The sequence below is a fragment of the Nostoc linckia z4 genome (assembly GCF_002608075.1).
In the GTDB taxonomy this organism is placed as follows: Bacteria; Cyanobacteriota; Cyanobacteriia; order Cyanobacteriales; family Nostocaceae; genus Nostoc; species Nostoc linckia.
In genome coordinates this window covers 328,310-352,948 of the sequence record NZ_LAHA01000004.1, presented here as the reverse complement: position 1 = coordinate 352,948, position 24,639 = coordinate 328,310, and the positions used below count along the sequence as shown (strand labels likewise).

General features: G+C 42.0%; 32 protein-coding genes. 15 read left to right on the top strand and 17 right to left on the bottom strand.

Annotation, left to right across the window (positions count from 1 at the left end; genetic code table 11):
• Nucleotides 1–77 precede the first annotated feature (77 nt).
• The 6 genes from VF06_RS06390 to VF06_RS06360 form a co-directional block, all read right to left on the bottom strand.
• Nucleotides 78–770: a hypothetical protein gene (locus tag VF06_RS06390; RefSeq protein WP_099065924.1), complete on the bottom strand. Its 693-nt coding sequence runs from the start codon at nt 768–770 to the stop codon at nt 78–80.
• On the bottom strand, nt 748–996 hold the full coding sequence (locus VF06_RS06385; RefSeq protein WP_099065923.1) for a hypothetical protein: 249 nt from the start codon (nt 994–996) through the stop codon (nt 748–750). Before VF06_RS06385 ends, VF06_RS06390 begins: the two co-directional genes overlap by 23 nt.
• Complete coding sequence (locus tag VF06_RS06380; protein WP_099065922.1) at nt 993–1,325, bottom strand: hypothetical protein; 333 nt, start codon at nt 1,323–1,325, stop codon at nt 993–995. Before VF06_RS06380 ends, VF06_RS06385 begins: the two co-directional genes overlap by 4 nt.
• A 115-nt stretch (nt 1,326–1,440) precedes the next feature.
• Nucleotides 1,441–2,025, bottom strand: coding sequence for a class I SAM-dependent methyltransferase (locus tag VF06_RS06375; RefSeq protein WP_099065921.1), 585 nt, complete (start codon nt 2,023–2,025; stop codon nt 1,441–1,443).
• On the bottom strand, nt 2,026–2,376 hold the full coding sequence (locus VF06_RS06370) for a hypothetical protein (RefSeq protein WP_099065920.1): 351 nt from the start codon (nt 2,374–2,376) through the stop codon (nt 2,026–2,028).
• 266 nt (nt 2,377–2,642) lie between these two features.
• A complete protein-coding gene (locus tag VF06_RS06360) occupies nt 2,643–3,050 on the bottom strand; it encodes a hypothetical protein (RefSeq protein WP_099065918.1) in 408 nt (135 codons plus the stop codon).
• Nucleotides 3,051–3,352: 302 nt separating this feature from the next.
• Between VF06_RS06360 and VF06_RS40405 the strand changes: the two genes are divergently transcribed.
• The 9 genes from VF06_RS40405 to VF06_RS06315 are packed head-to-tail and all read left to right on the top strand — an operon-like array spanning nt 3,353 to nt 13,226.
• Nucleotides 3,353–3,619, top strand: a complete 267-nt coding sequence (locus tag VF06_RS40405; RefSeq protein ID WP_099065917.1) for a hypothetical protein — start codon at nt 3,353–3,355, stop codon at nt 3,617–3,619.
• A gap of 5 nt (nt 3,620–3,624) precedes the next feature.
• Entirely contained in the window at nt 3,625–4,812 is a 1,188-nt protein-coding gene (locus VF06_RS06350; RefSeq protein ID WP_099065916.1) for an asparagine synthase-related protein, read from the top strand.
• A complete protein-coding gene (locus tag VF06_RS06345; RefSeq protein ID WP_099065915.1) occupies nt 4,812–6,401 on the top strand; it encodes a ParB N-terminal domain-containing protein in 1,590 nt (529 codons plus the stop codon). Before VF06_RS06350 ends, VF06_RS06345 begins: the two co-directional genes overlap by 1 nt.
• Nucleotides 6,361–7,596, top strand: coding sequence for an asparagine synthase-related protein (locus VF06_RS06340; protein ID WP_099065914.1), 1,236 nt, complete (start codon nt 6,361–6,363; stop codon nt 7,594–7,596). Before VF06_RS06345 ends, VF06_RS06340 begins: the two co-directional genes overlap by 41 nt.
• A gap of 42 nt (nt 7,597–7,638) precedes the next feature.
• The gene (locus VF06_RS06335) at nt 7,639–8,286 is read left to right on the top strand and encodes a hypothetical protein (protein ID WP_099065913.1); all 648 of its coding nucleotides are present in this window, start codon (nt 7,639–7,641) and stop codon (nt 8,284–8,286) included.
• Nucleotides 8,283–8,762 carry a hypothetical protein gene (locus VF06_RS06330; RefSeq protein WP_099065912.1) on the top strand — a complete coding sequence of 160 codons (480 nt, stop codon included), beginning with the start codon at nt 8,283–8,285 and terminating at the stop codon, nt 8,760–8,762. The genes VF06_RS06335 and VF06_RS06330 overlap by 4 nt, the downstream gene beginning before the upstream one ends.
• Nucleotides 8,763–8,793: 31 nt before the next feature.
• Entirely contained in the window at nt 8,794–9,261 is a 468-nt protein-coding gene (locus VF06_RS06325) for a hypothetical protein (RefSeq protein WP_099065911.1), read from the top strand.
• A gap of 12 nt (nt 9,262–9,273) precedes the next feature.
• The gene (locus tag VF06_RS06320; RefSeq protein ID WP_099065910.1) at nt 9,274–10,503 is read left to right on the top strand and encodes an asparagine synthase-related protein; all 1,230 of its coding nucleotides are present in this window, start codon (nt 9,274–9,276) and stop codon (nt 10,501–10,503) included.
• Nucleotides 10,503–13,226 carry an LAGLIDADG family homing endonuclease gene (locus VF06_RS06315; protein WP_099065909.1) on the top strand — a complete coding sequence of 908 codons (2,724 nt, stop codon included), beginning with the start codon at nt 10,503–10,505 and terminating at the stop codon, nt 13,224–13,226. The genes VF06_RS06320 and VF06_RS06315 overlap by 1 nt, the downstream gene beginning before the upstream one ends.
• On the opposite strand, the gene VF06_RS06310 is transcribed toward VF06_RS06315, so the two are convergent.
• Nucleotides 13,204–13,692 (bottom strand): GNAT family N-acetyltransferase, encoded by a 489-nt coding sequence (locus VF06_RS06310; protein ID WP_099065908.1) that lies wholly within the window; start codon nt 13,690–13,692, stop codon nt 13,204–13,206. The genes VF06_RS06315 and VF06_RS06310 overlap by 23 nt on opposite strands.
• A 57-nt stretch (nt 13,693–13,749) precedes the next feature.
• Between VF06_RS06310 and VF06_RS06305 the strand changes: the two genes are divergently transcribed.
• Together VF06_RS06305 and VF06_RS06300 are read left to right on the top strand one after the other, a co-directional pair.
• A complete protein-coding gene (locus VF06_RS06305; protein ID WP_143861616.1) occupies nt 13,750–14,148 on the top strand; it encodes an ASCH domain-containing protein in 399 nt (132 codons plus the stop codon).
• A gap of 33 nt (nt 14,149–14,181) precedes the next feature.
• On the top strand, nt 14,182–14,460 hold the full coding sequence (locus tag VF06_RS06300; protein ID WP_099065906.1) for a hypothetical protein: 279 nt from the start codon (nt 14,182–14,184) through the stop codon (nt 14,458–14,460).
• A gap of 3 nt (nt 14,461–14,463) precedes the next feature.
• Here VF06_RS06300 and VF06_RS06295 read toward each other — a convergent pair whose 3' ends face one another.
• From VF06_RS06295 to VF06_RS06280, 4 genes are all read right to left on the bottom strand, one after another.
• Nucleotides 14,464–14,763: a hypothetical protein gene (locus VF06_RS06295; RefSeq protein ID WP_099065905.1), complete on the bottom strand. Its 300-nt coding sequence runs from the start codon at nt 14,761–14,763 to the stop codon at nt 14,464–14,466.
• Complete coding sequence (locus VF06_RS06290; RefSeq protein ID WP_099065904.1) at nt 14,760–15,290, bottom strand: hypothetical protein; 531 nt, start codon at nt 15,288–15,290, stop codon at nt 14,760–14,762. Before VF06_RS06290 ends, VF06_RS06295 begins: the two co-directional genes overlap by 4 nt.
• Before the next feature lie 90 nt (nt 15,291–15,380).
• A complete protein-coding gene (locus VF06_RS06285) occupies nt 15,381–15,629 on the bottom strand; it encodes a hypothetical protein (RefSeq protein WP_099065903.1) in 249 nt (82 codons plus the stop codon).
• Between the two features lie 123 nt (nt 15,630–15,752).
• Nucleotides 15,753–16,163, bottom strand: coding sequence for a hypothetical protein (locus VF06_RS06280; RefSeq protein ID WP_099065902.1), 411 nt, complete (start codon nt 16,161–16,163; stop codon nt 15,753–15,755).
• 87 nt (nt 16,164–16,250) lie between these two features.
• On the opposite strand from VF06_RS06280, the gene VF06_RS06275 reads away from it, so the two are divergent.
• Nucleotides 16,251–16,580 carry a hypothetical protein gene (locus VF06_RS06275; RefSeq protein ID WP_099065901.1) on the top strand — a complete coding sequence of 110 codons (330 nt, stop codon included), beginning with the start codon at nt 16,251–16,253 and terminating at the stop codon, nt 16,578–16,580.
• Here VF06_RS06275 and VF06_RS42430 read toward each other — a convergent pair.
• The 6 genes from VF06_RS42430 to VF06_RS06245 form a co-directional block, all read right to left on the bottom strand.
• A complete protein-coding gene (locus VF06_RS42430; protein WP_244917934.1) occupies nt 16,577–17,635 on the bottom strand; it encodes a hypothetical protein in 1,059 nt (352 codons plus the stop codon). The two genes, VF06_RS06275 and VF06_RS42430, sit on opposite strands and share 4 nt — an antisense overlap.
• Nucleotides 17,632–18,195 (bottom strand): HNH endonuclease, encoded by a 564-nt coding sequence (locus VF06_RS06265; RefSeq protein WP_099065900.1) that lies wholly within the window; start codon nt 18,193–18,195, stop codon nt 17,632–17,634. The genes VF06_RS42430 and VF06_RS06265 overlap by 4 nt, the downstream gene beginning before the upstream one ends.
• 93 nt (nt 18,196–18,288) lie before the next feature.
• Complete coding sequence (locus VF06_RS06260; RefSeq protein WP_099065899.1) at nt 18,289–19,101, bottom strand: hypothetical protein; 813 nt, start codon at nt 19,099–19,101, stop codon at nt 18,289–18,291.
• Nucleotides 19,102–19,106: 5 nt separating this feature from the next.
• Nucleotides 19,107–20,642 carry an Alr2735 family protein gene (locus tag VF06_RS06255; RefSeq protein ID WP_099065898.1) on the bottom strand — a complete coding sequence of 512 codons (1,536 nt, stop codon included), beginning with the start codon at nt 20,640–20,642 and terminating at the stop codon, nt 19,107–19,109.
• A complete protein-coding gene (locus VF06_RS06250) occupies nt 20,639–20,869 on the bottom strand; it encodes a hypothetical protein (RefSeq protein ID WP_099065897.1) in 231 nt (76 codons plus the stop codon). Before VF06_RS06250 ends, VF06_RS06255 begins: the two co-directional genes overlap by 4 nt.
• 58 nt (nt 20,870–20,927) lie before the next feature.
• A complete protein-coding gene (locus tag VF06_RS06245) occupies nt 20,928–21,206 on the bottom strand; it encodes a hypothetical protein (RefSeq protein ID WP_099065896.1) in 279 nt (92 codons plus the stop codon).
• Between the two features lie 151 nt (nt 21,207–21,357).
• Here VF06_RS06245 and VF06_RS06240 point away from each other — a divergent pair, with 151 nt between their 5' ends.
• From VF06_RS06240 to VF06_RS06230, 3 genes are all read left to right on the top strand, one after another.
• A complete protein-coding gene (locus VF06_RS06240; protein ID WP_306419394.1) occupies nt 21,358–21,588 on the top strand; it encodes a helix-turn-helix transcriptional regulator in 231 nt (76 codons plus the stop codon).
• 198 nt (nt 21,589–21,786) lie between these two features.
• Nucleotides 21,787–23,913, top strand: a complete 2,127-nt coding sequence (locus tag VF06_RS06235) for a DEAD/DEAH box helicase (protein WP_099065895.1) — start codon at nt 21,787–21,789, stop codon at nt 23,911–23,913.
• Entirely contained in the window at nt 23,906–24,565 is a 660-nt protein-coding gene (locus VF06_RS06230) for a DUF2290 domain-containing protein (protein ID WP_099065894.1), read from the top strand. Before VF06_RS06235 ends, VF06_RS06230 begins: the two co-directional genes overlap by 8 nt.
• Nucleotides 24,566–24,639 lie beyond the last annotated feature (74 nt).

The following is a 24,639-nucleotide window of genomic DNA, read 5'->3' as shown; positions in this document are numbered from 1 at the left end:
GGTAGGAGAAAACTGTCCGTGGACTTCCGCGGACAGGGTGAATTTGAATCTATAGAAGTAGCTAAAAAGCTTGTGGGCTAGGGATTAAACTGAATTTTGTCCAGTTCGCAGGTAACATTTCTCATGCAGATTGGGGCGCTTATAGATTCTAGATATCTACAACGTTCTGCCACTTCCTCTGCTGCTGCTTTTTCTTGTTCGCTCTCGTCATCATCGAAGCCGAAAGACTCAACAAGCTGACCCTTCCAGTAAACGCGCCCAGTGTGGCTTTGAGTCAGATGCTCAATGCCATAAAACCAGTCGCAGTAATTACCAGCTTTTAGTAGGTCATAAATTCTATCTAATTCCTGTTGACCGAGTTCGGATAAATTTCCGTCAATGGTTGCTTGGACGAGGCTCAAGTGGCGCGGTGAAAGTTCCTTGCCGTCGTTAGACATCTGAAGAATTTCCATGCACTTTTCAATGCTGGGCTGCTCATCTGATTCACCTTGAATGTAACTAAGCAATTCGGTAGCTTTTGAAATACGTTCTTTAGCTACCGTTGGAATGCGTCCGGTTGCCTTGAGGTTGGTTGTCTCTAGTAGGTCAACCAAACCTTTTAGAGCTTGATAAAGTTCCGGCGCACAGGCAAGCAATCGAGTATCGGCAACCGAATCGCCCAAAGTCACATCATGCGAGATGCGAATATAAGCAATGCGGCGGCGCGAACCATCTTCTAGATGTTCAACGCCTTCACAAATAACCGATTCAAACTTTTGAGTTGGGTTCATAATTCCTCCAAAATTCGGCAGGCGTTGTCTGCCGAATTACGAGCAAAGAAGGTACTAATTGTTTGGGTTCGCGGCGTCCGCATCCCCGACAACGAGTAGGCGGTTTGGATGCTTGTCGCGCGATCGTGGAAACTACTCCATGCGGGTGCGGTACGTCTTGTGCGAGACTAATAGGAGTATTAGCTAGCAGCAAACAAATAGCTATCCCGAAAATTGATTTATTCATACCGCTAGCCCCAAAGATTGCAACTCTTTGCGGGCTATTTCATCCCACTCACAAGGACTATTGCTCTCAACGTTGTAGGCAAATTTAACAGCTTCTTCGACTTCGCTATCAAATCTGATTGCCACCTCATAATAAGTTCCGAGGTCGTGAGGGTTGGCTTTAGTGAAGAACTCAATACTCGCCTTTAAGTGTTCGGGAATGGGAAACAATCGCTCTAAATATTCCCGATAAACTCTGCATTCTTTTTTGGCATTTGAGGCATAATTCTCAGTGCCAGCCTGCTGACATTGTTCTTCTGCTGGTGCAGAACCAATTTCTAATTCGTCCAAGGCAATAACCTCTTACTATTGGGCTTTTTAGGGCGAAACAAATTCCACCCAAATCACCAAACTCATTGCAGATATGAGCTTGGTGAATTAGGAAAATTGGAATTAAAAAAGTTAATTACTTGCAGGCGATCGCGTGTCCCGCACCGATGCCAAATAACCTAGCTCCAGGGCAATAAGTTATTAGTAAATCTAAGAACTCATCGCGGTCGTAGTACTTTTGAAAAGTTCCGATTCGAGTGATGTCCTGTCCGGAACCTACTCGCACCGCTACGACCATCGCCTCAGTGCATAAATCCCAAGTAAATTGCAAAAGCTTGCAACGCTCTACAGGTTCCTCAATTACGTTGAGAACGTAAACCAAACTGACAATTGAATACGAGCGATTTAGCTTTTGAAATTTAGGGAAGTAGTAAGGGTCAAAGCTATGAACTTCATACCGCCCTTCGGTGCGATCGCTCAATCTAGGCATATCCAAATTGTGACCGCAGCCAAAATCCAACCAGGAACCGTATTGAGGCAGGAAACTTGAATTGAGTGCATTCCGCAACGGCAAAGATAGCTGCTGGCGCTTAATGGCTGTTTTCCATCTGGGAGTTTTCCAGTTAGTTGGGTAAAGCCAACTAGGATAATTTTCAATTTCGGTGTCGTCATCTGAGGGTTGTGAATCAAATAACGACGGCTGAATGAAATCTTGGGACATTTAACTAATTAATAAACCCCCCAAACGAGCAATGTTTTCTTGCTTTTCTAGCTTCAATACAGAGAATTCATCGCGAAGTCTGCACAACTCAATATGATTAATTTCCCGCCCCGCCCTCGCATCCGAGATATCTTCTTGAAGCTCCCAATAACTTTGGTGTGCCTCTAAAAACTGTTGCCGCTTGGCTTTACGCTGGGCATCGTTGCGGAGCGATTCATCAAAAGCTATTGCGGAATCAACTTGGGATTCAATCTGTTTGATGACTTGATGAAGGCGCTCAATTTGAACATCGAGTTCGTGGATTCGAGATTGAACGCTGGCGATCGCACTTGGATATTCATTTAGAAGCACTTGACAACTCCTTTATTTCGTAGGGGAGGCAAGGCTCATAACAAGTAGTAGATATTTGCTTGCATTTCATCACTACCTCCAACTCCCTACCCTCATACTGAAAAACTAAACTTATCTGCCCGAGGAAATTAATAGTAACGTGCTTAAAAGTTGCTACCACAACTTTCTGTGGAAATGAAATTTCGTAATCGTAACCTCGAATTAAATTCATTTTGGCCTCCTAAAAAATAAGAAAAAAATATGGGTGGATTTCTCCACCCGATTCCCTAAATCCGCTTCCGTCCTGAGTGGCGGCTCCAATATTCCTTCCCCTTAGCAAATACCTCAATCCAAGGATAATATTCCCCATCTTCTAACCCATTCAATAGTTCGTAGTGGACGATTGCCAACACCACCGCTACGAATCCTTTCCGAGTTTTGATTGAGTAGAACGCTCCCCAAAGTTCTTCCAAATCATTGGCTGCTACCAACTCGGCAGCCTGCTTGAATACTTCTTCCGAGGGTACCAATGAAGCCCATATCAAAGAAGCTGCTATCAATTGGTTTTCGATATTGCACTCTGCAATTATCATTTCCAATTGGGAGACAGAGTATCCCTGCCGATTCATTCTCGTCCATACTTTCCCCCATTCATATTGTCCGATCTTCACTTCTTCGATATTCTCTGTAATCATGTTTCTTCCGCCTCGGCTGATTTTTTGCTACATCTTTATTTTAGCACATTTTTTGATTCTTTGCAACATTTTAAAATGGCTGTGATTGGCTTATAGAAAGGGTTTTGAGGCTTAATGTTGTCAAGTAGTGCAATAGATTATCTAATATATTGATGCTAAAAAAAATATAAATTTTAGATACCTGGACTAAGTAAATATATCGATGTCGAACCACGCTATTTATTCCGACACTGGTATAGCCGAACGATAATTAATTTTGATTGCTAACAACAAGTTATTAGGAACTATCCAAAGCGAAAAATATGCGGAAAAGAACTTTTAAATCCCAGCTACTAATAGCAAGTAAAAATATTTCTTGTAAAGGTGGGGGAGGCGGCGGCGGTGGCGGGGGAGGTGGCGGTAAAGGCGGTGGTGGTGGCGGTGGCGGCACTAAACAGAAAACCGGGAAGAAGGGCAAGACCAAAAGCCCTAATGGTTCCGTTAAGCAAAGGCGAGATGCAGCCAAAAAAGCTGGGGTTAAAGGTGTAGCTAAATTAAACTCTAAACAGCTTAGCGACTTGGGCTACTAAAAATCATGAGGCTATCAGGAAAATACCATTTAAAAAGCAGTCCAATTCATCAGATAGACTCACAAATCAACCCACAGTCTTTCGCTGAATATGAAGGCTGGACTCTTCCTGCAAACGGCCCGTTTTCTTTAGTAAAAGCTGAGCGAGGAATCGTAATTTTATACGTTTCTGCCCCTGGAGAAACGCCACTTTACTACACAGCAAAACCCCACTCTTTGCACTGGGGAGAACAGAAATTCAAGTTACCATCGCCTGCCAAAAAAGTTAACGCTGGAGAGCTGATAATTTGGGAGCCAAGTTACATTACCAAGCAGATTATTGATAATATTCTCGCCCCAAAAATTCAAGCCAATTATCCTATTGCTGATGCTTACGAAGCGTACACGCAACTAATTTTAAATGCAGTAGCTAATCGACTTGCTACTTGTCCCGAAAGCAATCGAGTTGCTGTAGCCCAAAGCGGAGGCTTAGACTCTTTACTGCTTACCTGGGCGTTGCACAAATTAGGGGTGGAAGTTTACCCGCTTACTGTCTGCACAAACCCTAATGATTTAGATATCACTGCTGCTAGTGCTTGCTTAGAATGTTGGGGGTTAAAACCGATTCCAATTGTCCTAGAAAATCTAGAAACTGAGGAATTACTCAAAGAAGCGATCGCTTGCCTGGAGGATACGGAAACCTCAAATCTGCGAATGGCAATGGGAAATTTGCTCATGGCCAGAAAGTGCAACGAGATAGGAATTCAAAGTATCTTCGTTGGACACGGGCATGATGACATCCACGGCAAGGGAACTTTAGTAAAAGCGGCTTTGAAGCAAGTAACCCAAGGTGAAGGCGAATCAGAACGGTGGGCGATCGCTCGCAAGAACGTAACCCTAGCTACCGGGGGAATGCTCAAAATGTTTGCCTCTACTTTCCGCAGTTATGGCGTTCATGTACGAATGCCTTACTACGATAGAGAGTTATTAAATTGGGCATTTAGTCAGCCAACCTCAATTATCCCTGTAACTTTTGATAAGTCTTTCGTTAGGGATTTTGCTAATACTGTATTGCCTAAAGGGGAGTGGCTAAATAAAAAGCATTCCGTTGGCTATTTAACGGGGGCTGGCTTGAGTTTCAAGCAACCTTTATTTAAAGACAACCCCTTAATTTCTAATCAATCTATTCGTAATTTTCTACACTTAATTAAATAATGATTGACATTAAATTAGTATCTTTAGACAAATTAGAAGCATGGGGTAAAAACCCCAGGCAACGCGACCCAGAGCGATTTGAATGGATTAAAATGTCGCTCAAAAAATTCGGGTTTGTCATGCCAGTTTATGCCCGTGAAGATGGGATGTTGTATTCAGGTCACCAAAGAACTGGGGCAGCGCGGGAACTGGGTTTTACCCACGTGCCAGTAATTTATTTACCAGGCTACGACGAAGCGACAGAGCGTGGCATAAATATAGTTTTCAACCTTTGTACTAATGACCACGCCACCAAAGCAGATTTTGGTAAGAAAGCAGCAATGGAGCTTTCTGATTTAGAAAAATTTCAAGCCCTACCAGATGCCACAGATCCTTTTCCTTGTTTAAAGCAGTTTGACATTAAACCCATCGATTTCCAGGAAGACCTCAAGCCTTCAGAAATTAGTAACATGACTTTTCTGTTTGCTCAAACTTTCTGCGATTTGGGCGTGGAAATTCCGATCATTTTAAACGCCGACAACAAAATTATTAATGGCGGCCCCAGGCTTTTAGCTGCTTTATCTTACGGGCGGATTGTCCACTCAGCAGTAAAAGTGACAGAGAATAGCGTTGCTATGCAACTGTTCCTCAACAAAATCACCATGAGCTTTGATTTGCAGCGAGCTTTTGGCGAAGAACTCCGCTACAACTCATTTTTCCGCCGCCGCAATCAAGCCGCCCAACGGACAACTTTCGGAGTCGGGTTTTATCATTGGGTTTTCGGCAAGGAAGCCCGCAATGAAGGTAAGGCGTGGTTACTCAAACATATGGTCAAGCTTGAGGGAGACTACCGCGCCCGCTTTATCACCGAGCACGGAACCACCTGTATAGATTTTGGCGCAGGAAGGTTAGACAATACCAATAAGCTTCAGGCAGCGGGTATTACCTGTATCCCCTTTGAACCTTACGCCATGAAACCCAACAGCGACCAAATCAGCATTGTTGGGGCAAGACTAATAGCGAGGCGATTCTTAGCCTGGATTGCCACCAAACCGCCAATAGATTCACTATTTTGTTCGAGCGTCTTCAACAGCGTCCCGTTTGCCGAAGACCGCGAACACCTAATGGTAATTTTCAATTTTATCTGCTCTTATGGGGCAAGATTATATCTCCACACTCTCTCAGATTCCAACCTTGCTAGCCGCGTATTTAATAATGGGCTAAATGCTTCGGCTCGCGCTGACGGGGCAATTTTACTAGATACAGAGCCGGGACTTTATATTAACGAAATTCTAAAAGTTCCGAAGGTACAAAAATTCCACTCTGAAGAAGAACTAATTGCCCAAGGTAAACGCTACTTTCACAAAGTTACTTACTATCCTGCTAACGGTTCTTCTCACGGAATTAAATGCGAGGGTTCCAGGAAAATTGAACCGATTTTATTAGTAAGGGCATTGGAATTTGAATTCAATTTACCTTACCCAGGCAATCAACGGATGGGGTTAGCAAAAGAAGCGATAGAGGCTTTTTCCAGTTTTACAAATCTTGATTTAATGAAGGTTAAAGAAGATGCAGAGACTAATCGGCAAGTGCAATCCGAGGAGGGATAAGGATTTTGAAGTAATTGATTGTGCAATTACTCCCCTTAAATTTCAAAATCTGGATGATTTCAACATCCCTGTCGGCTGTGGAGCCAGCTTTGTTAGTTCTCGCAACAGCAAGGTTTGTTTATTCACGGGATGGAGTCACGAAATCCCAATTTACTACTCGATTTACCGCGACAATTTGTATTGGCACGAACAACAATTAGCCCTACCCAGACAAGAGATGCGTCCTGTTTTAGTCGAACGGGGACAAGCTGTTATTTGGCATTCCGAACGAGGTATCGAAACTTATGAAGTTGAACCAATCCCTCAGCCGCCAATTAGAAGCGATGTAGTTTCTTTAGATGCGGCTATTGAAGAATATCTTAAATTCCTTGTAGGTGCGGTAAACAATCGAGTTTTGGCTTCTACTCCCGGTATTGCTGTTTCCCAAAGTGGTGGTTTAGATAGCTGTTTAGTTGCTTGGGCGCTTCATAAATTGGGCGTAGATTTTGTACCCTTGGTTGCCTGTTCTTCTTTGGAAGATTGGGATTACCAAATGTCAAATGTAACTCTTTCTCAACTTGGCATTGAGCCTATTCCTGTGCTGATTACACCAAAGGATTTACCGGAATTATTTAATGAGGCTGTGTTTTGCTACGAGTCTACCCAATTCGACAATTTGCAAATGGCAGTCGCCAATGTAGCGATCGCTCGCCGCTGCCGAGAACTGGGAGTAAAAACCATCTTTAACGGGCACGCCCACGACGACTTGATGGGCAGTGAAGGACTAGTTCAAGGAAAATTTAAACAACTCCAAGGCACAGAGTCCGAGCGTTGGCGCGATGCCAGACGAGAATCTATGTCTGGTTTTGGCATGGAAAAAATGTTTTCTAATACTTTTCGCAAACACGGTATTAAAGTACAAATGCCCTTCTTTGATACCAACTTTGCAAATTGGGTATTCAGCCAAACTACAGCCATTATTCCAGTAAAAGCTAGGAAGCCCTTTGCCCGTTTAGCAGCTCGTCAAGTTCTGCCAGTGGGAGAATGGTCGCGCGATGTATACAACCGTCGCGGGTATATTACTGGCGCTGGGTTTTATGAAGACAATATTCGCCCAGCCATTGAGGAACATCTAGAGAAAGCCAAAGTCTTTCTTGCTTATTTGAAAAACCAGGACTGGCGGAAAATTGCCCAACAACATAATGCCGAAGATTGATTTGGTTTGAATCGTGGATCTTAATAAAAGGACATTTTTGTTGTGGCTAGAAAAGGGAGGGTAAAACTTACCGCACAAGAAATTCAGGATAGAAAAAACTACGTTCTGACCCGCTTACGTTCGGGCTTTCCTCGCTTGGATGTGCAGCGGCAATTTGCCGAACATTTTGAAGTTTCCACTGAAACAGCTCGCAGTTGGATAAATAAAACTTGCGATGAATTGATTGATAAAGATATCAATCAAAGAAAGCGGAATCATGCGGTAATCATTGAAATGTATCACGCACAAATTACCGCTTATCAAAATGAAATTATGGCAATGCAAAGAGAGATTGATAAAATCTCTGAAATCGAAACTATTCGGAAACTAACTTTTGCACAAATAGAATCTGCCGCAGGAGCAGAATTACACGAATTAAAGCAAAGAATCAAGCTGATTCCAGAGCCACGATTAACAGATAAAGCTTACTTGATAGAAACTAAAACCCGCATTCGAGAAAGGATGTTTAGGGTGATTTCTGAACTCAGTAGATTACAAGGCAGCAGAGATACTGCTACTGAATGGCGCGATGCCTTGAGTATATTGCTAGATAATAATTTAGTTCCTGGAACAATTGCCGATCGCATTTTGCAGGTTATCGACAATTATGAAACTGAATTGAATAATAAAATTCACGAGATTCAAACATGAGAAGAATTAATAGATCGTTTAACGAAAGAAGGCTTAAAAAAGGCGGTGGCGGTGGAAGCGGTGGCGGTAGTAGAAGCGCTAAAACACGCCAAAAGCTAAATAGAACAAGCACGAATACAGCAGACAAATCCGCCTGGGCAAATCCGCCTGAAGGTGAAAAGGCGAGGGCTGTTTTTTATCAGGGGAAAAGAGTTCAGGGACTAGTCATGAAAGATGGCACAGTCTATTGGTCTATCGATGGCTACAATACAGCGACCAAAGAAAGTACTGCAAAGGTTCCCACTCAAGAGCTTAAAGACCTTAAGAGGGCTTGGAATGAATACATAAAAAGCCCCAATGCCAAAAGAGTGTTTTATGCAGATCCAAGCACTTCAGATGGTAGAGGTGATGCAAGAGCGAAATTATATAAATCATTTGGTTTCCGCAAAGTGACAGACCCAAAGTTTGGAGAAATACTAAAACTAGATAATCGTTAATTTAAGCAATAAAACAATCGCAATAAACTTTATGAAATTTAGCAGATCGCTTAACGAAATCAGGCTACAAAAAGGAGGTGGAGGTGGTGGAGGAATTGGCGGCACGAGCAGCATTCCTCAACGGCAAAGGTTGAATCAACAACAGCGCATAGCTAACCGAGCCAATAAATCAACTTGGAATTCACCGCCAACAGAAGGCGTTAGTTTTTATAAAGGCAAAAGAGTTAAAGGGGAAGTTACAAGAGAGGGTAAGGTGGAATGGACTGTAGACGGTTCTACCTTAGCTAATAGTAAAAGTAAAATTCCTACACAAGAACTTAAACAGCTTAAACGGGCGTGGAAAGAATATATAAAAAGTCCAAATTCCAAAAGAGAATTGTATGCACTTGTAGCCGATCAAGATGGCAGAGGCCCTGCAAGAGTAAAACTATATTTATCCCTTGGGTTTAAAGCAACCAAGGAGAGATATGGAACCGTCGTAAGTTTCGATAACCGATAATCTTAATTAATTATGGAAAGAATTACAGGAAGTTACAGTAAGCAAAGTCAACCACTTATCCAATCGGATTTACAAATCAATCCTATTGGATATGCCGAATTTGATGGTACTAAGTTGCCAATCAAAGGGACTTTCACGATCGCCATTGGTAGTTTTGGAACGGTTACCTTGTACTCTTCATTCCCTGCGGAAATTCCTTTATATTACAGCATCGATAATAAACAGATTCACTGGGGAGAACGATGGCGAAAACTGCCGGGGAAAGCCCACCAAGTAACTCCAGGAACAGCCATCAAAATTGGACATGGCAGAAAAATCTGGAAGCACGAAAAACTCAAACCCCCCATCGCACCTCCAATCGCCCTACCAGACGCGATCGCCCAGTACAGAGAGCTACTGCTAAAAGCCGTCAAATCGCGCACAGAAACCTGTCCGCCAGGAAGAATTGCTTTATCCTGCTCTGGGGGTGTGGATTCTTTATTAGTCGCCTGGGCGCTCAAGGAACTTGGGGTAGACTTCCTCCCCTTTACAGCTTGCACTTCTTCTAAATCCTCAGACATTTCTCAAGCTCGGCGCAACCTCAAGGCAATGGGCATAACCGAACCGATTCCAGTTTTTATTGACCGGCAAACAGTTCTGGATTCTGTTGAAGAAGCCTTGCTACTGTTTGAGGATATCGGCCCGACTTCAGAATATATGCGGCAAGCGATCGCTCACGTAGCGATCGCTCGTCATGCCGCCGCTGCCGGAGTCACCAGCATTTTTAACGGGCACGGGCAAGATGACTTGATGGGCAGAATGCGAAGCATTTATAAGGAGATAGTCGGATTGCCGGACACGGTAGAAAATGCCGAGATTTGGCGAGATGAACGCTTACGTGCCTTTAACGACCAAACCTTAGTTTGGGATGTGAACAAGTTATTTAGCAGCATCTTTCGGCATTACGGCATCCACGTGCGAATGCCTTATTACGATTGGGATTTTATGAATTGGGTTTTGTCACAACGGTTAAATATTGTCCCAATCAGTAAAGATAAGCCTTTTGTTCAAAAAGCAGCGGCGATTATTTTACCTCCCGGCACTTTAAAGCCGGACTATACCAGCACTGGCTACGTCACCGGGGCTGGGATTAAAGATAATTTGGCTTTTAGAGATTTTCTCGATACCACTGCTAAGGAAGCTTACCGAAAATTATTTGGAGGTTCTAACGTCCAGGAAAATTTTCCTGGTTCTAACAACTAATGAACACAGCCAACCTCAAACGTAAACTACAAAATGCTGCCAACAAATCAGCCGCTGTAAACGCTTCCCGCACGCAAAGCAAACACGATCAGCGCGAAGCCTTCATCACTGATGTCTACAAACGTGGGGGAAAAGGTTTTGTCGAGCGAGTCGAACTGTTTGCAACAACCGAGCGCCAATCATCCGTGCGCTTGCCCTGGTGGTATCGTGAGTACCTTTTAGCAATTGGAGATTTTCGACTCAACAAGGTTCTGACCACAGGCCCAGCACAGTGCGGCAAAGCCCAGCCGTTGGATGCCAAAATCCTAACACCTAATGGCTGGAAGTTAATGGGTGATATTAAGCTTGGCGACTGGGTTATTGGTTCCAACGGGAAGCCTACTTTGGTCACCGGAGTTTACCCGCAAGGCATCAAGAAAATTTATCGTGTAGTTTTTGATGATGGCGCTAGTACCGAATGCTGTGACGAACATCTTTGGCTTACGCAAACTGCGGCTGAGCGCGATCGCAAAAAACAGGGTACGGTTAAATCGCTGTCAGAGATTAGAACTTCACTATGCATAAATGGCAGATATAACCATTCATTACAGTTAGTTCAATCTGTACTGTTCGATTTTCAAACAGTACCGACAGATCCATACTTATTAGGATGTTCGACTGACGATTCTATTCCTGATATTTACAAGTTCAACAGTCTAGATGTCAGAATTGCACTTTTGCAAGGATTAATGGATGCCAATGGTACAGTTAATGAGTCAACAGGTAATGTCAGTTTTAGGTGTACTTCTTACCAGTTGGCTTTAGATGTTCAACAATTGGTGCGATCGCTTGGGGGATTGGCAAATGTTAAACATCATAAGTTAAGACGGTGCGGTTATTGTGTCCAGGTACAACTGCCTGATATCCAACTATTTCGTAAATACGTAGTAAAAAACTCAAAAACTAGCTGTATACACTACATTCATAAGATAGAGTACGTAGGCAAGAAATATGCTCAATGTATTGCTGTAGCAGCAAAAGACCATTTGTATGTTTGTGACGATTATATTGTCACGCATAACACGTTAGGTCATGCCATGTTATTTGTTGATTGCCTGACCACAGGCAAACTCAATGGCGTTTGGTTTTATGACACCCGCACTTCCCTAGACCAAAACGTGCCGATGCAGTTTCAGCCGGTGGCAGAATCTTGGATTGCCAACATGGTAGCAGCTGGTCACAAGTTCAATCGGCGAAGCGATCGCTGCATCAACACCCGCTTCCAAATCGACCAAGTAAACGGCATCTTTGCCTACGTTTCTACATCCCGTCCGGGTTCTAGGGATAAAGGTACAGCCGCCGCGGGTGGCATGGCGGTATCTTACCAAGCTGACTACGCCTTTCTTGAGGAGCGATCGCAGTATCGTCCTGGCTCAGCTGATGCTATCCCCCGACGACTGGATGCTTCTTTACTGCCAACTAGGCCTATTCGGGAACTAGGGACACCGGGGGGAGGTACGGGTATTGAAGAACAGATGGGAAAAGTTGACCATCTTTTTTATCCCCATTACACCTGCACCATCTGTAAGCAAACCCTACCCCTCGACCCCAAAGGTTGTTTGCTGCGGGAAACGGTACAGCGTGATGCCCTGGGACGAGTCAAGAAAACTTACCTGAGCGATTCAGGTAGACCGGTTAGTTGGTTTCACCGCGATGAAAACGACGCAGTGGGCAGTGCTTACTTTGGTTGTTCCAACTGCGGCGAACCGATTAGCGACCAACAACGCTACGATGCCCGTTTTTACTGTCGTCACACAGGGATTGCTCTGGCTGATTTTTTGGCATCCCTACCCCCAGGCATCCCCGAATATAGCTGGACGCTGGGAATTCACCTTTCACCCCTCACCCGGGAAACTCAATTTAATTTGGCATCCAAAATGATTGAGGAGGGAATGAGTGCCAGCACTACGGACGACTGGCAGCAACAGATGTTGGGTCATGCCAGCGAACATCAAGTTGGTAGTATTTCTCTGGAAATGCTCAGAGCATCGATGGCATCTCCCGTACCAGAAAGAGAACCAGAGTTAGTCTTAGCTGGTATTGATGTGGGCAGAAGCGAAGACTGGCTGGCAATTGTCGAGTTTTATTTACCCCCCAATTACCACCGCCTCACTAGAGCTGAAGTCATTGAAAAAACTATTCGCCATGTCAGCTATGCTAGCGATGTGATGCGAAATGATATCTCTGATTTGCTGACTCGGTTCGATGTCAAGGCAGGTTTAATCGACAACGAACCATCGCGGGAATCATCCATGTACCTATGCCGCCGCACCTGCCTAGACATGGCCGATCAGATTGCCTACCTCAAAGACCCAGTACGAAAATCTCAAGTTGCTGACGGCGGCATTGTTTACGACTGCTACCAAATCCGCAATGAGAAATTCATGGGCGCAGTTTTAGAAGGCTTTTTACTAAAAGCCGATGACGACTACCCGCTCTACCGTCTACCCCCAGCTTGGGAAAAATGGATATCAAACCCCAACGAGCGATCGCCATTGCGTCATCTGATGGGGCCATCCCGCGATCCCAAAACCCAGCAGTGGAAGCGCGGGCCGGGTAATGTTGATGATTTTTACTTTGCTTTAGTGTTTGCTGAAGCCGCCTTCTACATTCAACTTGAAGAATTGATGCCCGATGAAGACGACTACAATCAAGCTTCTTCTAGCTTTTCAAGCTGGTGGTAGGAGGAAGTTCATAGATAAAATCAACGACATTGCCGCGCTCAACCCAACCCTGCTTGGCATAAAACCCTTTTTTATAGGACTCTCGTTCTCTGCGGGTTAGAGCCGTAATTGAATGGCATCTTCTGAGTTGAGCCTCTGATATAACTACCGCCAGTAGTCTAGTACCGACTCCCTGACCGCGACTGTCTCGTTGGACAAATAAATCTGATACATATCCTCGAAGTTTCTCAATGAATAAACATGGTATCCAGTGGACTGTGATATAACCTATAACCCCCCTTTGGGATTCAGCAACATAAACTGAATGACTATCATCTCTTGCACACATACAAATATGACGTTGGATTTGGGATACAACTTTATCGTGAGGATTTGAATTTACCCAATCATGCCAACCTAATTCTTGAAGAATTTCAGCGATCGCGTGTGCATCTGTTTCCTTTGCTTTCCTAATAGTGAAATCCATATTTTATACTGTCTAAAAGTTCTCAATATATCCTAAATGCTTTCGGCTACCAATTCTTTGTCAAATAATTCAATTAAATGCTTGAGTCTTTGCCAGCCAAATGCTTGGCTGATATTTCATGGGAGCAATATTCAAAGCCAGAACTATTCAACCAACCACAAGGGACTGATTCTTATCCATGCAGGTAAATTTGCTAATAAACGGCAGCTTAAACAAATTCAAAAAACAAACCCTCTAACACCAGCAGAATTGCCTACACAGGCAATAATTGGAAGTGCTGAACTTGTAAGTTGTTCTTGGTCGGATGAAGCACGAAATGGTGGTGAAGCTTATGCCTATCATTGGTATTTTCATCAAGCATTTTTGTGGGATAAATATATACCTTTTGTAGCCAAAGATATACTTTTTAATATTCCTTTTGAAATGATAAAATCTTATGATATTAACTTGCTATAAAATACAAATAAATAATTAAAAAACCGAAATTCTATGTACACACCTGGCTGCAAGCAAGTCATAGAAAGAATTGAGGATAAAATTGAAAAATTTAAGAAAAACTTTCTTAGATCGCCAAAATTTATAATCATCAGCAAAGAATATTATGAATGCTTGATTTGCTACCAATGCACAACAAATCCTGGATCTAATGTATTTATTGAAAAATTCCAGGGAATTCCGTTGGTGCTCATTCCTGGGCATCAAGAAATTTTAGAAATGACTGGAAGTCCTAAAGATATGATCATCGATTACATGAAAAACAATCAATAATAGTTACAATTCCTTTAGAATTTTCTCCCACTCTTGTTCTTCTAGCTGCTGGGCTTTTTCCCAATCTTCATCAGAGTAGTTTTGTACTGATTCTTCAGTCAGTTCAAAATCTGTTAATTCCCTTTCTCCACTAATTAATTCCTCAACATCCTCCCTGTATAAGGGTTCTGAGGCGATAGGAATATATTCGTTCGTTTTGCGATCGTGAAAATTATCCTCGACAATGATATATTCAGCGTTTTCAATCTTTTCTCCATTGGGCATAACACCCCTACTAATAATTCTCCAAATGTTGATACTCATTTTCTTTCAAGGTCGCTATTAACTAAGACTTGCCATCCCTGGCGATCGCGGCGAAATAGAAAACCTAGTTTTTGGTATTCCTTTTTACTCCACAATGTTCTGTTGCTGATTTCTAATATTTGACTTAATTCATTTGTAGATAGCCTCGCGTGGGAAACAGAGGCGTATTGTTCGAGTAGCTGTAGCCGAAAAATCAACTTTTGGTAAATTGTCGCCGGGACAAAGTTTTTAAACAATCCCATCAAAGTTTTTTGTTCGGCATTAATAGCTACTTGTCCGTTAATTTGCGTTAAGAACCTTTCTAAATCTTCGTTGCTTGAGTTTCTTGCTAGGTGATACCCCCGCAATAATTCAAACTCTTCCCAAGTTATATAAGAGCGTCCCGTAGCCTTGACGGGAGTGATTTGACAGTCCTTGAGATATCTTCCATAAAATAGACTTTTGCCTATTCCAAAAGTACTCATAGCTGTCTTGACATCAATTCTATTAGCCTCAGCCGTCACGCTAATAATTTCTAAATCTTCCATAGCTAATTACTTTTTACAAGCAGCCATAAAATAATATCAAAAACTCGTCCGCGGATTTCCACGGACGAGTCTTTAAAATTAATTTCCACCTCACGAAACTAATACTTTCTCTGTCTCGTAAGCCATCGGTCTAGGCTTCCTTTTGTTGATAGGCATTGATGAGGATCTTGGTGGTTGAGGAGCGCGACATTTCTCGCAGTAAACTGGCCGCGAACCATAAGTTTCGCGGGTAGTTGGGTTGTGGCATTCCTTACATACGAAGTTAAAAATCCGAGTGTGGATTTGTCGTTTGTGCGCTCTGACTGTGTATTCTTTGACTTCAATTGTCTTGGTAGCCATTAGTGTTTCGCGATCGTAGTTATTCTTCTAGGCTAAACGAACAGCGCGATCGCTGTTATCTTGGTTTAGTTATGCAAATTTATTGTCCTCCAACCAGCTTGAAGGCTGGTTCTTTCATGGGCTTTAATCTCCAGGAAAATTTGCCTGGAGGCTTGAGGTTAAGCCCAAATTCAGAGGTTCAACAGTATCACCAACCTCCTTGCTTTTTTGAGTCAAAGCTTCCCAGCATTTAAAATCGTTAATCATTGGTTTAATAGTTTGCACTGGGAAAGTATTTCTGAAATTGTGGCAAGAGATTGATTCTGGCATCGCGCTGATAATTACCAATACTTGAGCTAATATTCCTATTGCCATGCCTTTATCCTGACCAGCACAATAGGTTACTTCAAAAGATTGAGATCCGACTTTTCCGGCAACTATCCGAATACCGCCAGTTATGGTTAATTTTCCTATGCCAACTTCCCATACCTGGCTTTCGGAAACCAGACGCAGGAATGGATAATCCACGGTTAGCTCTGCTGGGGCTAATTTCATATTTTAAAGATTGCGATCGGTTTTAGTGTCCAGGAAAATTTTCCTGGATCTTCTGGATAATATAAGGGCTTTCAAAACTCAACAAAAATGTTTGGCAAGAGTTATGGCTATTCTGATGAAGAAGTTTTAGACCTTGGCGCTTGCTGTGGGTGCGAAACTTCCGAAGTAAAGGTGACGAATATTTTGACGATTGGCAAAAAGACTCTCTTACCCGGTACTGGTTGGGGTTGTATGGTTTGCCAGCTTCCTCTTGATGGAGCGATCGCTGTTGTGTGCGATGGGTGCCTAGCCCAACTAGAACAAGGTCAGGAAGTCTTAATAAAATATGCTGTTTACGGCGATGCCTCGAATAAGCAGCGGTGTGACATCAACGATCTGACTGAAGAGTTTGGACATAAAGATATACCGCATGGCTAACAATCATCGATCAGATCTTCTCCTGCAATAGTAAATCCCCATTCAGGGAATTTAGCCACTAGTTTTTTGATAACTATTCGTAAGGCAGGATCGTCATCCCAACACTCTTTCAAGTATTCAAAGCCTGGGTTTTCTCCTAAAGTTTGTGCGAGTTTCAGCTTGTGAATTCGTGCTGGCCTAACCTGGGATTTAGTAAAGTTGTTTGCCACCATAGATCCTGCTTCACTCGATTTTTGCACCTGATAATTTACTACAGATACATTCCACTGTTGGCCAAACTTGGTCAATGAATCCCTCATGCTGAAGTAATACTTGCTATCTAGTAAATATTGAATTACCCATAATGGTGGGCAAACTCCCGCGTCTGCTCTATCCAACCAATTAAAGATCTCGTCTTGATTTAATGTCACGGGTGCGGGGGAATAAGTGCCTTCATGAGGGTTATGTGTGTCAGTTGGCATAGACAAGTCTTTTTCCTTCTGTTCCACACTTTCGACAGATGGAGGCGATGCACCCTCCAAGGGTGCAATCGCCTCTTCCTTTGAAGAATCACACATCACGAACTCTTTTGAAGAGTTCGTGATGTGTTGCTGAGGAGTTTGTGAAGGAACGTCAAACGCTTGCTCTGACTGGTTTTGGGTGACAGTATCCGGTTCATTTATTGCGATATTCGCTTCATCTGAAATGTTGTCCGCTTTATTTGAGGCGGTATTCGCTTCATTTTTTTTACTCTGCCAAAAATCTTTAACCCGCGCACCATGAAGATTTTTCACTTCCCATACTGATGTTCTTCCATCACTGCCAAAGCTAATACGACGAAACGTAAATAAACTAGCTGTCTCTAATACTCTTCTGGCAAATCTAAAAGCTGAGTCGCTTAAATTAGTTGCCAATTTCATCCAGCGTGAGCCATAAGGGTCGGCTAGCCAACACTGCTGCCAAAATCTTAATACACATGGTTTTTGATCGATCGCCCATATGGTGTCCTCTTCGGGAATGATCGTGTGAGGACGATTAAATTTTGAACCAATGGACTGTCGAGATTTAGCGGTCATTTCTCACCTCCATGATGAGTAGAGGCATGACAACGACGACACAGAGTAATCAAGTCATCCAAGTATTCCATCTCAAAGCCATGATGGTCATAAGTCAAGTGATGAACTTGTAGTTTTTGGTTAGCATTACATTTGACACATCTAAAATTGTCTCTAGCTAAGATTAACCTTCTACAGTCTTGCCAGTATTCTGATGCTAAAAACTCATCGTAAGCACTGAACTTGTACTCCGTTGATTCAGGCAAGTATATACCATGTTTGTTTTCAGAGAAACAGACCATACCAGCATATTTTTCATAGCAGGGTTTATTCGGAAGATAAAATATCTTGAACAGCTTGCTATCAGTTACTTCCGTCATGGCCTTATTTAAAACGTTTGCTTTAATCTCCAAATCTGAGAGTAAGATTTCTCTTGGGATGTAGGTAGTGGAGTATTTGTCATATTTAGGCTTATATGGATGTACAGCCCAAGCATAGTTATAGAGTTTGAGAGCGCAATATGAAAAATGCTTGATTGCCCAAATCAAATCTTCTGGCGGAATACATTTGTAATTCGTCATCTTTCAATCTCCTTGTTATGTTGACGCAAGAAAATTATTCTTGCCGTAGCAAGAATGGGTAAGATAATCGATGATTAATGCCTTTATTTGTTCTTATTTGTGACCCAATCTAGACATAACATGATTAGTCCAATCTCGAATCGCTACTATTTCTTCCACACCATTTGCTATAGCATTAAGCACGTATTTGTTGTAAGAGTTAGTAGCATGATTTGAGTGAGTAAATTTATCCTTCGCCCAATCAAGGCAAATTGTCTGCACCAAAATATCAACTGTTTCAGGGCTAAGTTCGCTGGGTCTTGTGACGCCTTGAAAACTCAACCACTCCACAATTAAATCTGTAGGGTAATTCAATAAAGTGCGGACTCCCTTGATTCGTAAATCTTGGTTTACGGGCCCAAAGGCACGAGAAGTTTGTTCCCCTTGCGACTGGTGAAGTGCGCCCAATTTATTCTGAACACTCTTAATAATGCTTGCCCAATCAGAACGGGCGCTCCAATCTATTTCCACCTTGGATTTAGTTAAAGCGTCATAAATTCGGCAGAAAACTGTATTTTGTTCTCCAGGCGAACAACCAATTATTATTGGTCTAGACAAGTCTTTGACCAATGCGATCGCTAATAAAAAGCCTTTGGTAAAATTCGTTTCAATTCCACTTCTGATGATGTAAGTTTTATCTGCCGAAATTACGATATCAAGCTTCATGTTGTCTTTGCCCTTGAAGTCTTTAGGAGTCAAGCGCAGTTCCGAAAGATATCCGCATATCGCTGGGGAATATTCGGGAGTATTTCTTTCCGTTTCTGGGTCGTGGTAATACCAGCAATAACTTTTTCCTTCCCAATCACCCTTTTTAACATAGAGATAAACTGGCTCAGGAAGGTTACAAATTCCTAGTTTAAGTTCCATACTTGTTAAAACCTAAATATTTTGACTTCCTGCCGAGGGACAACTATAGTTTCGCCTCCTTCCGTGCGAAAACTCCACAATTCATTGCTAGTTCCGTAATCAATGAATTTATCAAATTGGCACACCTGTTTCTCGACCTCAAACTCCAATTTAGCCAACGCCTTGGCTAAGGCTGCATGATGCAACCAAGCAAGCTCTTTTTCTTGAATTGCACAGGTGAAACTGTTTTTCAAGAAAATTGTAAGCTTGGCTATTAACGATTGCTTTTCTTCGATTGTCCAACCGTCTGTTGCCTGGGTTAAAGTTTTGTTGTTGCGACCGACAAGAAAGGCTATTTCATCCCAATCATGAGCGTCTTTTAGTGACTGTTCCAAACTTGGCTTGTCAGGAACGCCCGATGAAAAAGCTTCCAAAAAAGATGTCTTGGCGGGCTTGTGCTTTGGTCTAGGAGTGTTGGCGACATGAGCAATTAAATCTTCCCCACCAGGAACAAGAATTAACCTTTGGTTGTGTTTTAACTCCTCCCAATCAAGCCAAATCCCGTTTCTTTTGGCGTTGTCTACCGCGCAGGACAGCCAGCGGGTGTACTGTTTTAGCTGTGATTGGTAGGTGTCGTCGCCATCTGGTAAAGATTGCAGGGTCACCCATTCCTGCTTTGCATTGACAGCATTGATGTAGAGCTGCTGATACGGGTGAGATAGTTTGTGGCGATCGCCAATTTCTGCTTTGATGGTGTTCAAGTCAATCTTTTTTAGACTCGCCAATGGCACTGAGTAAATCGCGTCGTTGACCGACAGAAGGGCATTTTCTCCCTCAACTTGAGTTAAGTACGAGGCATGAGTTTCTCCGGCGTAAGTCCACTGCACCGCATCTTGAAGCGACAACCCGTAGGGAGTTAAGTTGGTTTCTGAATTCTGAATTCTCAATTGTGAGTTTTCTGAATTCTGAATTCTGAATTCTGAGTTTTCCTCCTCACCAGCCTGCTTGATAGCAAGCTCTTGTATCCTGGCGATCGTTTGGGTTAAGTCTTCCCCAGTAATGATGGAGGTTACTAAATGGCAAGCTTCCTCCACCAGCTTTTGCAAGCTCAACCCAGTCAGTTGGGCGGCCTTTTCAACTACTTTCCCCGACTCGTTATGCAGCGGCGGTAGTGCAAACATCCTCGCCCCGCCTTCACCAGTTGGCTGAAACCCTGTACGGGTTTTTTTGGGAAGTTGCTTGATAAGTTGGGCAACCTCTTTTTGCGTCCGCGCCGTTGTCTTAATCGCCTCGACGATGGGGGCGTAGCGGGGCAAAGGAAGTTTTAGCAAGGTTCTGATGTCTAATTTGGCTAGAGTTTCAAGGCATCCACTCAAATGCTCTTTGATGAAGTCTGCTAGCTTTACGTAAGACAGGGCGCTGCGGCGATCCCAACCAAACGAGTGTAAATATTCTAGATATTCTTTGGCTGGTAATTTTTCTCGCTTCTCGGCGGCTTCGAGCCAACAGTCTAGAGCTTGGGCAGTTGAAGTGAAAAGCTTTTCGGGGGCTGATGCAATCATCTCAAACCTCCCGACTGCAAACGTATTTCTTTTTCCGCATTTTCCAAGTGCTTAACTACCGATTCAAATTCAGGTTTTTCACTAGCCAAGGTAGTAACAACTTCTAGTAAGTCCTCAAATGTGTAGCCCTCAGCGTGCAAAATCTCCATGAATGAATTCATGAATTGAGACAAAGCTTGCCTGCGAAGGTCTTGCAGCGTGCAGCGAATTTCTTTTTGGTAGTCCATATTTTTAATACAAGAAAGAGCGTCTTTTAAGACGCTCGTGGTGGTAGGGGAATTAGTTTTAGGCTGTAAGAATTGCGTTAATCGCTTCAGAGTCGGTGTACCATTGGTCGCGCTTGTCGCTGTTGCAAGGTTGGGATACCCACAAGCCTTCCAAGTTTTGATAAAAAGTGCCAAGCAAATTAATGCCCTTTTCCCCGCCCCACACGCGGTAGAGCTTGCCGAATATATCGTCAGTAGAATCGATTTCGTAGTGTGATGCGCTCTCTGACTGCTCGGCAATGTAAAAGTTTAGCTGGAATTGCGCCAGCGCTTGAATGTCAAGGCTACCTTGAGTCATAATTAATTAAGCCTAATCTAATGGGTTAGCACAATAGCGATCGTTTTCTGATTGGACTTAGAAGGGCGATCGCTTTGTGTTGTATCCTAATAGTACTAACCCGTTATTAAAAAGTCAATGAACTATACTAATTAATTAGTAGTATACTTATATGATGGATCTAAAACAATTACGTCGAAAAGCGGGGTTGAGGGCAGAAGAAGTGGCAGCTAGTGTTGGGGTAGCCTGCTCTACGGTTAGGAATTGGGAGCAAGGGCGAACAATCCCAACGCTAAACATCTTCCAGACGCAAAAGCTTGCTCGAATGTACAATTGCAGCCTTGACGAGCTAGTTAGCGTTGTAGAGGAAACACAAACTAGGGCAGGGGCAATCGCAAGCTGAACTGCTGATTGAAAATACTGAGCAACTTTACATCTCAGTTATTCTCTGAATCTGAGTGCCATCGCTTCACGCTAAAAGAGGAAATGGGGAATGGGGGATGAGGGTGATCGGCAACAGGGATTCCACTGCAAAATATGAGAAAGCTGCATGAGCGCTCACGGACAATTGAGGTAGATACTTTAGGTAAAGCAACATTTTATGGTTAATGTTATTCGAGGTGATGTAGATAATAAGCCAGTTTCATCTAGAAGGCTGGCTGATTACTTTGAGAGTAGACACGATATCGATGGCAGCTTATATCTGGGATACCCAATTATAGGGACACCTCAAGGTGGTTATCAAATTGATGCTCTTTTATTATCCAGAGAGCATGGCGTTGTTATTTTCAATATTATTGAGGGAATTGATACCAACACAGATATAGAAAAGACACAAGATGAAAGCGCAATCAAAGTTGAATCAAGACTAATTCAGCATACAACTTTGGTTAAAAAAAGGAAACTAATGGTGCCAATCCATGTCGTAACATTTGCACCTGTGTTGAGTAATCCACCAAAAACTGTTGCAGAAGACTATCCTATCATAACTAATGAGCCTGCCTTAGAAGAGTACTTAAAATCTTGTAAATGGGAAGACAACCAATATTTTGAAAGCCTTAATTCAGTCATACAAGCTATAACTACCATCAGAAAAAGGAGGCAGCGTGGCTATATTCAACGAGAAGATTCTAGGGGTGCAAAACTTCAGAAACTGGAAGATTCTATCGCCAACCTAGATAAGAATCAGGCTGCTGCTGTCCTTGAAACGGTAGAAGGCGTACAGCGAATTAGAGGACTTGCTGGCTCAGGAAAAACTATAGTTCTAGCTCTTAAAGTTGCATATTTACAGGCAAAACATCCTGATTGGAATATTGCTGTTACTTTTAATACTCGTTCTCTCAAAAATCAATTTAAACATTTTATTAACACTTTTAGCATTGAACATACAAATGAGGAGCCGGACTGGGAAAGAATAAAAATTATTCACGCTTGGGGAAGTCCCTCAATGGAAGGAATTTATTATGAAATATGTAAAAGACATAATATTGAATTCAGAGATGTAAATGCTGCAAGAAAGATTAGCAATGTAGATGGTCAAGAATTTGATAAAGTCTGTGAGGAAGCACTTAATAAAATCAACACCTTTGAACAGTATTATGATGCAATATTAGTTGATGAAGCACAAGATTTTTCTAAACATTTTCTGCAACTTTGTTATAGAATTTTGAAGCATCCGAAAAGACTAGTTTATGCATATGACGAGTTACAAAGCCTGAACAATAAAACAATGGAATCGCCAGAAGTAATCTTCGGAAAAGATATTTACGGTAATCCATATGTTCAACTTCAAAACAAATCAGGAACAGCAAAACAAGACATCATATTAGAGAAATGCTATAGAAATTCTCGCCCACTACTAACTTCTGCACATGCTTTAGGTTTTGGAATCTATAGAAATGGAGGATTAATCCAAATGTTTGATGATGCAGGGTTATGGAGAGATATCGGTTATGAAGTAGAGGAAGGAAATCTGGAAGATGGAAAGCCTGTAAAGCTTAGTAGAACTAGCAATACTAGTCCGACCTTCCTTGAATCTCACTCAGCTATAGATGACTTAATTATATTTAAGTCATTTAATAACAGCCGCGAACAAGATGAATGGTTAGTTAACGAAATAGAGAAGAATATTAAGGAAGATGAATTAAAATATGATGACATAATGGTTATTCATTCTAACCCGTTAACAACTAAAGGTGAAGTTGGAAGATCTAGGGCTTTACTCTTTGAAAAAAAGATTAATTCTAACCTAGCCGGAGTCACAAATTCCCGCGATGAATTTTTTAGTGAAGAAGCAGTCACTTTCACAGGTATCTATAGAGCAAAGGGAAATGAAGCTGCGATGATATATGTTATAAATGCCCATGAATGCTTCTCTGGCCCAGAGCTTTCCAAGAAAAGAAATATCTTGTTTACTGCCATGACAAGAAGTAAAGCCTGGTTAAGAGTATTAGGCTATGGCGAAGACATGAGGGGTTTGGTGAGAGAATTTGAAGAAGTCAGAAGAAGAAACTTTGTTCTTGAATTTACTTATCCTACAGAAGAAGAACGCAGAAAAATGAATGTTATTAATAGAGATATAAGTCCTAAAGAGCGTGAGCGTAGAATTCAGAACCAAAGAAATTTAAAAGATATTGTTGAGGATTTAGACAAAGGTGTTATACACAAAGAAGATTTGTCACAAGAACTAATAGAAAAATTAAAAAGTCACTTATTTTCAAATGATTAGTCATCAAGAAATTTATAGAGAAATTAATACTATAACTCAAAAACTAATAGAAGTTAGTTTGTGCGACCAACAAAATTTTCCGTCATCTACATCTATTGGTAGAGATAGTTATCAAATTGCATATTCTGGTATGCAGGATCTTTCAATAGCACTGAAAAACATTGATTATAAGGACATTTACCAGGAATTAGATAGAGATAAAAACTATAACTTTAAAATGATTGATGGTGCATTAATACAACTTTTGTATACTTATCAAAAATCCGAGTTAATTTCACATAGGCTTGCCTTTTTACCATCACCATTTTTAGAAGTTTTCCAGAATGAACCTGGAATTTATGAAGCAGACGAAATATATGCAGATATCATAGCAAAAAATATATTACCAGTACCAATTAGATTCGATTATGATCCAAACAATCATAAAGAATTAGATCACCCAAAATGCCATCTAACCTTGGGACAATTTGAAAATTGTAGAATACCTGTTTGTTCCCCAATCGCACCGAGTGTCTTCATATCCTTTATTATTCGTAGTTTTTATAATACTGCTTTTAGAAAATTTACAGATGAGCTTACTTTTTCAAGTACACTTTTCGATAAAACGATAACTGTTGTGGAGAAGAAAGTATTGCACATAGCTATTTATTGAAAGTTTTATACAGAATTTTGGCTGGTTGACTAGAGTTGGTTAGCAAAGTACATACCAAATCTTTAGCTGAGGAT

What these genes read in the sequence shown, in the direction of transcription:
- VF06_RS06375 (WP_099065921.1), bottom strand. Translation starts at nt 2,025, where the DNA reads ATGTCCCAAGATTTCATTCAGCCGTCGTTATTTGATTCACAACCCTCA.
- VF06_RS06285 (WP_099065903.1), bottom strand. Translation starts at nt 15,629, where the DNA reads ATGGCTACCAAGACAATTGAAGTCAAAGAATACACAGTCAGAGCGCAC.
- VF06_RS06330 (WP_099065912.1), top strand. Translation starts at nt 8,283, where the DNA reads ATGAGAAGAATTAATAGATCGTTTAACGAAAGAAGGCTTAAAAAAGGC.
- VF06_RS06345 (WP_099065915.1), top strand. Translation starts at nt 4,812, where the DNA reads ATGATTGACATTAAATTAGTATCTTTAGACAAATTAGAAGCATGGGGT.
- VF06_RS06300 (WP_099065906.1), top strand. Translation starts at nt 14,182, where the DNA reads ATGTACACACCTGGCTGCAAGCAAGTCATAGAAAGAATTGAGGATAAA.
- VF06_RS06265 (WP_099065900.1), bottom strand. Translation starts at nt 18,195, where the DNA reads ATGACGAATTACAAATGTATTCCGCCAGAAGATTTGATTTGGGCAATC.
- VF06_RS06350 (WP_099065916.1), top strand. Translation starts at nt 3,625, where the DNA reads ATGAGGCTATCAGGAAAATACCATTTAAAAAGCAGTCCAATTCATCAG.
- VF06_RS06230 (WP_099065894.1), top strand. Translation starts at nt 23,906, where the DNA reads ATGATTAGTCATCAAGAAATTTATAGAGAAATTAATACTATAACTCAA.
- VF06_RS06310 (WP_099065908.1), bottom strand. Translation starts at nt 13,692, where the DNA reads ATGGATTTCACTATTAGGAAAGCAAAGGAAACAGATGCACACGCGATC.
- VF06_RS42430 (WP_244917934.1), bottom strand. Translation starts at nt 17,635, where the DNA reads ATGACCGCTAAATCTCGACAGTCCATTGGTTCAAAATTTAATCGTCCT.
- VF06_RS06260 (WP_099065899.1), bottom strand. Translation starts at nt 19,101, where the DNA reads ATGGAACTTAAACTAGGAATTTGTAACCTTCCTGAGCCAGTTTATCTC.
- VF06_RS06340 (WP_099065914.1), top strand. Translation starts at nt 6,361, where the DNA reads ATGCAGAGACTAATCGGCAAGTGCAATCCGAGGAGGGATAAGGATTTT.
- VF06_RS06390 (WP_099065924.1), bottom strand. Translation starts at nt 770, where the DNA reads ATGAACCCAACTCAAAAGTTTGAATCGGTTATTTGTGAAGGCGTTGAA.
- VF06_RS06235 (WP_099065895.1), top strand. Translation starts at nt 21,787, where the DNA reads ATGGTTAATGTTATTCGAGGTGATGTAGATAATAAGCCAGTTTCATCT.
- VF06_RS06320 (WP_099065910.1), top strand. Translation starts at nt 9,274, where the DNA reads ATGGAAAGAATTACAGGAAGTTACAGTAAGCAAAGTCAACCACTTATC.
- VF06_RS06275 (WP_099065901.1), top strand. Translation starts at nt 16,251, where the DNA reads ATGTTTGGCAAGAGTTATGGCTATTCTGATGAAGAAGTTTTAGACCTT.
- VF06_RS06290 (WP_099065904.1), bottom strand. Translation starts at nt 15,290, where the DNA reads ATGGAAGATTTAGAAATTATTAGCGTGACGGCTGAGGCTAATAGAATT.
- VF06_RS40405 (WP_099065917.1), top strand. Translation starts at nt 3,353, where the DNA reads ATGCGGAAAAGAACTTTTAAATCCCAGCTACTAATAGCAAGTAAAAAT.
- VF06_RS06255 (WP_099065898.1), bottom strand. Translation starts at nt 20,642, where the DNA reads ATGATTGCATCAGCCCCCGAAAAGCTTTTCACTTCAACTGCCCAAGCT.
- VF06_RS06360 (WP_099065918.1), bottom strand. Translation starts at nt 3,050, where the DNA reads ATGATTACAGAGAATATCGAAGAAGTGAAGATCGGACAATATGAATGG.
- VF06_RS06295 (WP_099065905.1), bottom strand. Translation starts at nt 14,763, where the DNA reads ATGAGTATCAACATTTGGAGAATTATTAGTAGGGGTGTTATGCCCAAT.
- VF06_RS06325 (WP_099065911.1), top strand. Translation starts at nt 8,794, where the DNA reads ATGAAATTTAGCAGATCGCTTAACGAAATCAGGCTACAAAAAGGAGGT.
- VF06_RS06280 (WP_099065902.1), bottom strand. Translation starts at nt 16,163, where the DNA reads ATGAAATTAGCCCCAGCAGAGCTAACCGTGGATTATCCATTCCTGCGT.
- VF06_RS06245 (WP_099065896.1), bottom strand. Translation starts at nt 21,206, where the DNA reads ATGACTCAAGGTAGCCTTGACATTCAAGCGCTGGCGCAATTCCAGCTA.
- VF06_RS06315 (WP_099065909.1), top strand. Translation starts at nt 10,503, where the DNA reads ATGAACACAGCCAACCTCAAACGTAAACTACAAAATGCTGCCAACAAA.
- VF06_RS06385 (WP_099065923.1), bottom strand. Translation starts at nt 996, where the DNA reads ATGAATAAATCAATTTTCGGGATAGCTATTTGTTTGCTGCTAGCTAAT.
- VF06_RS06240 (WP_306419394.1), top strand. Translation starts at nt 21,358, where the DNA reads ATGATGGATCTAAAACAATTACGTCGAAAAGCGGGGTTGAGGGCAGAA.
- VF06_RS06250 (WP_099065897.1), bottom strand. Translation starts at nt 20,869, where the DNA reads ATGGACTACCAAAAAGAAATTCGCTGCACGCTGCAAGACCTTCGCAGG.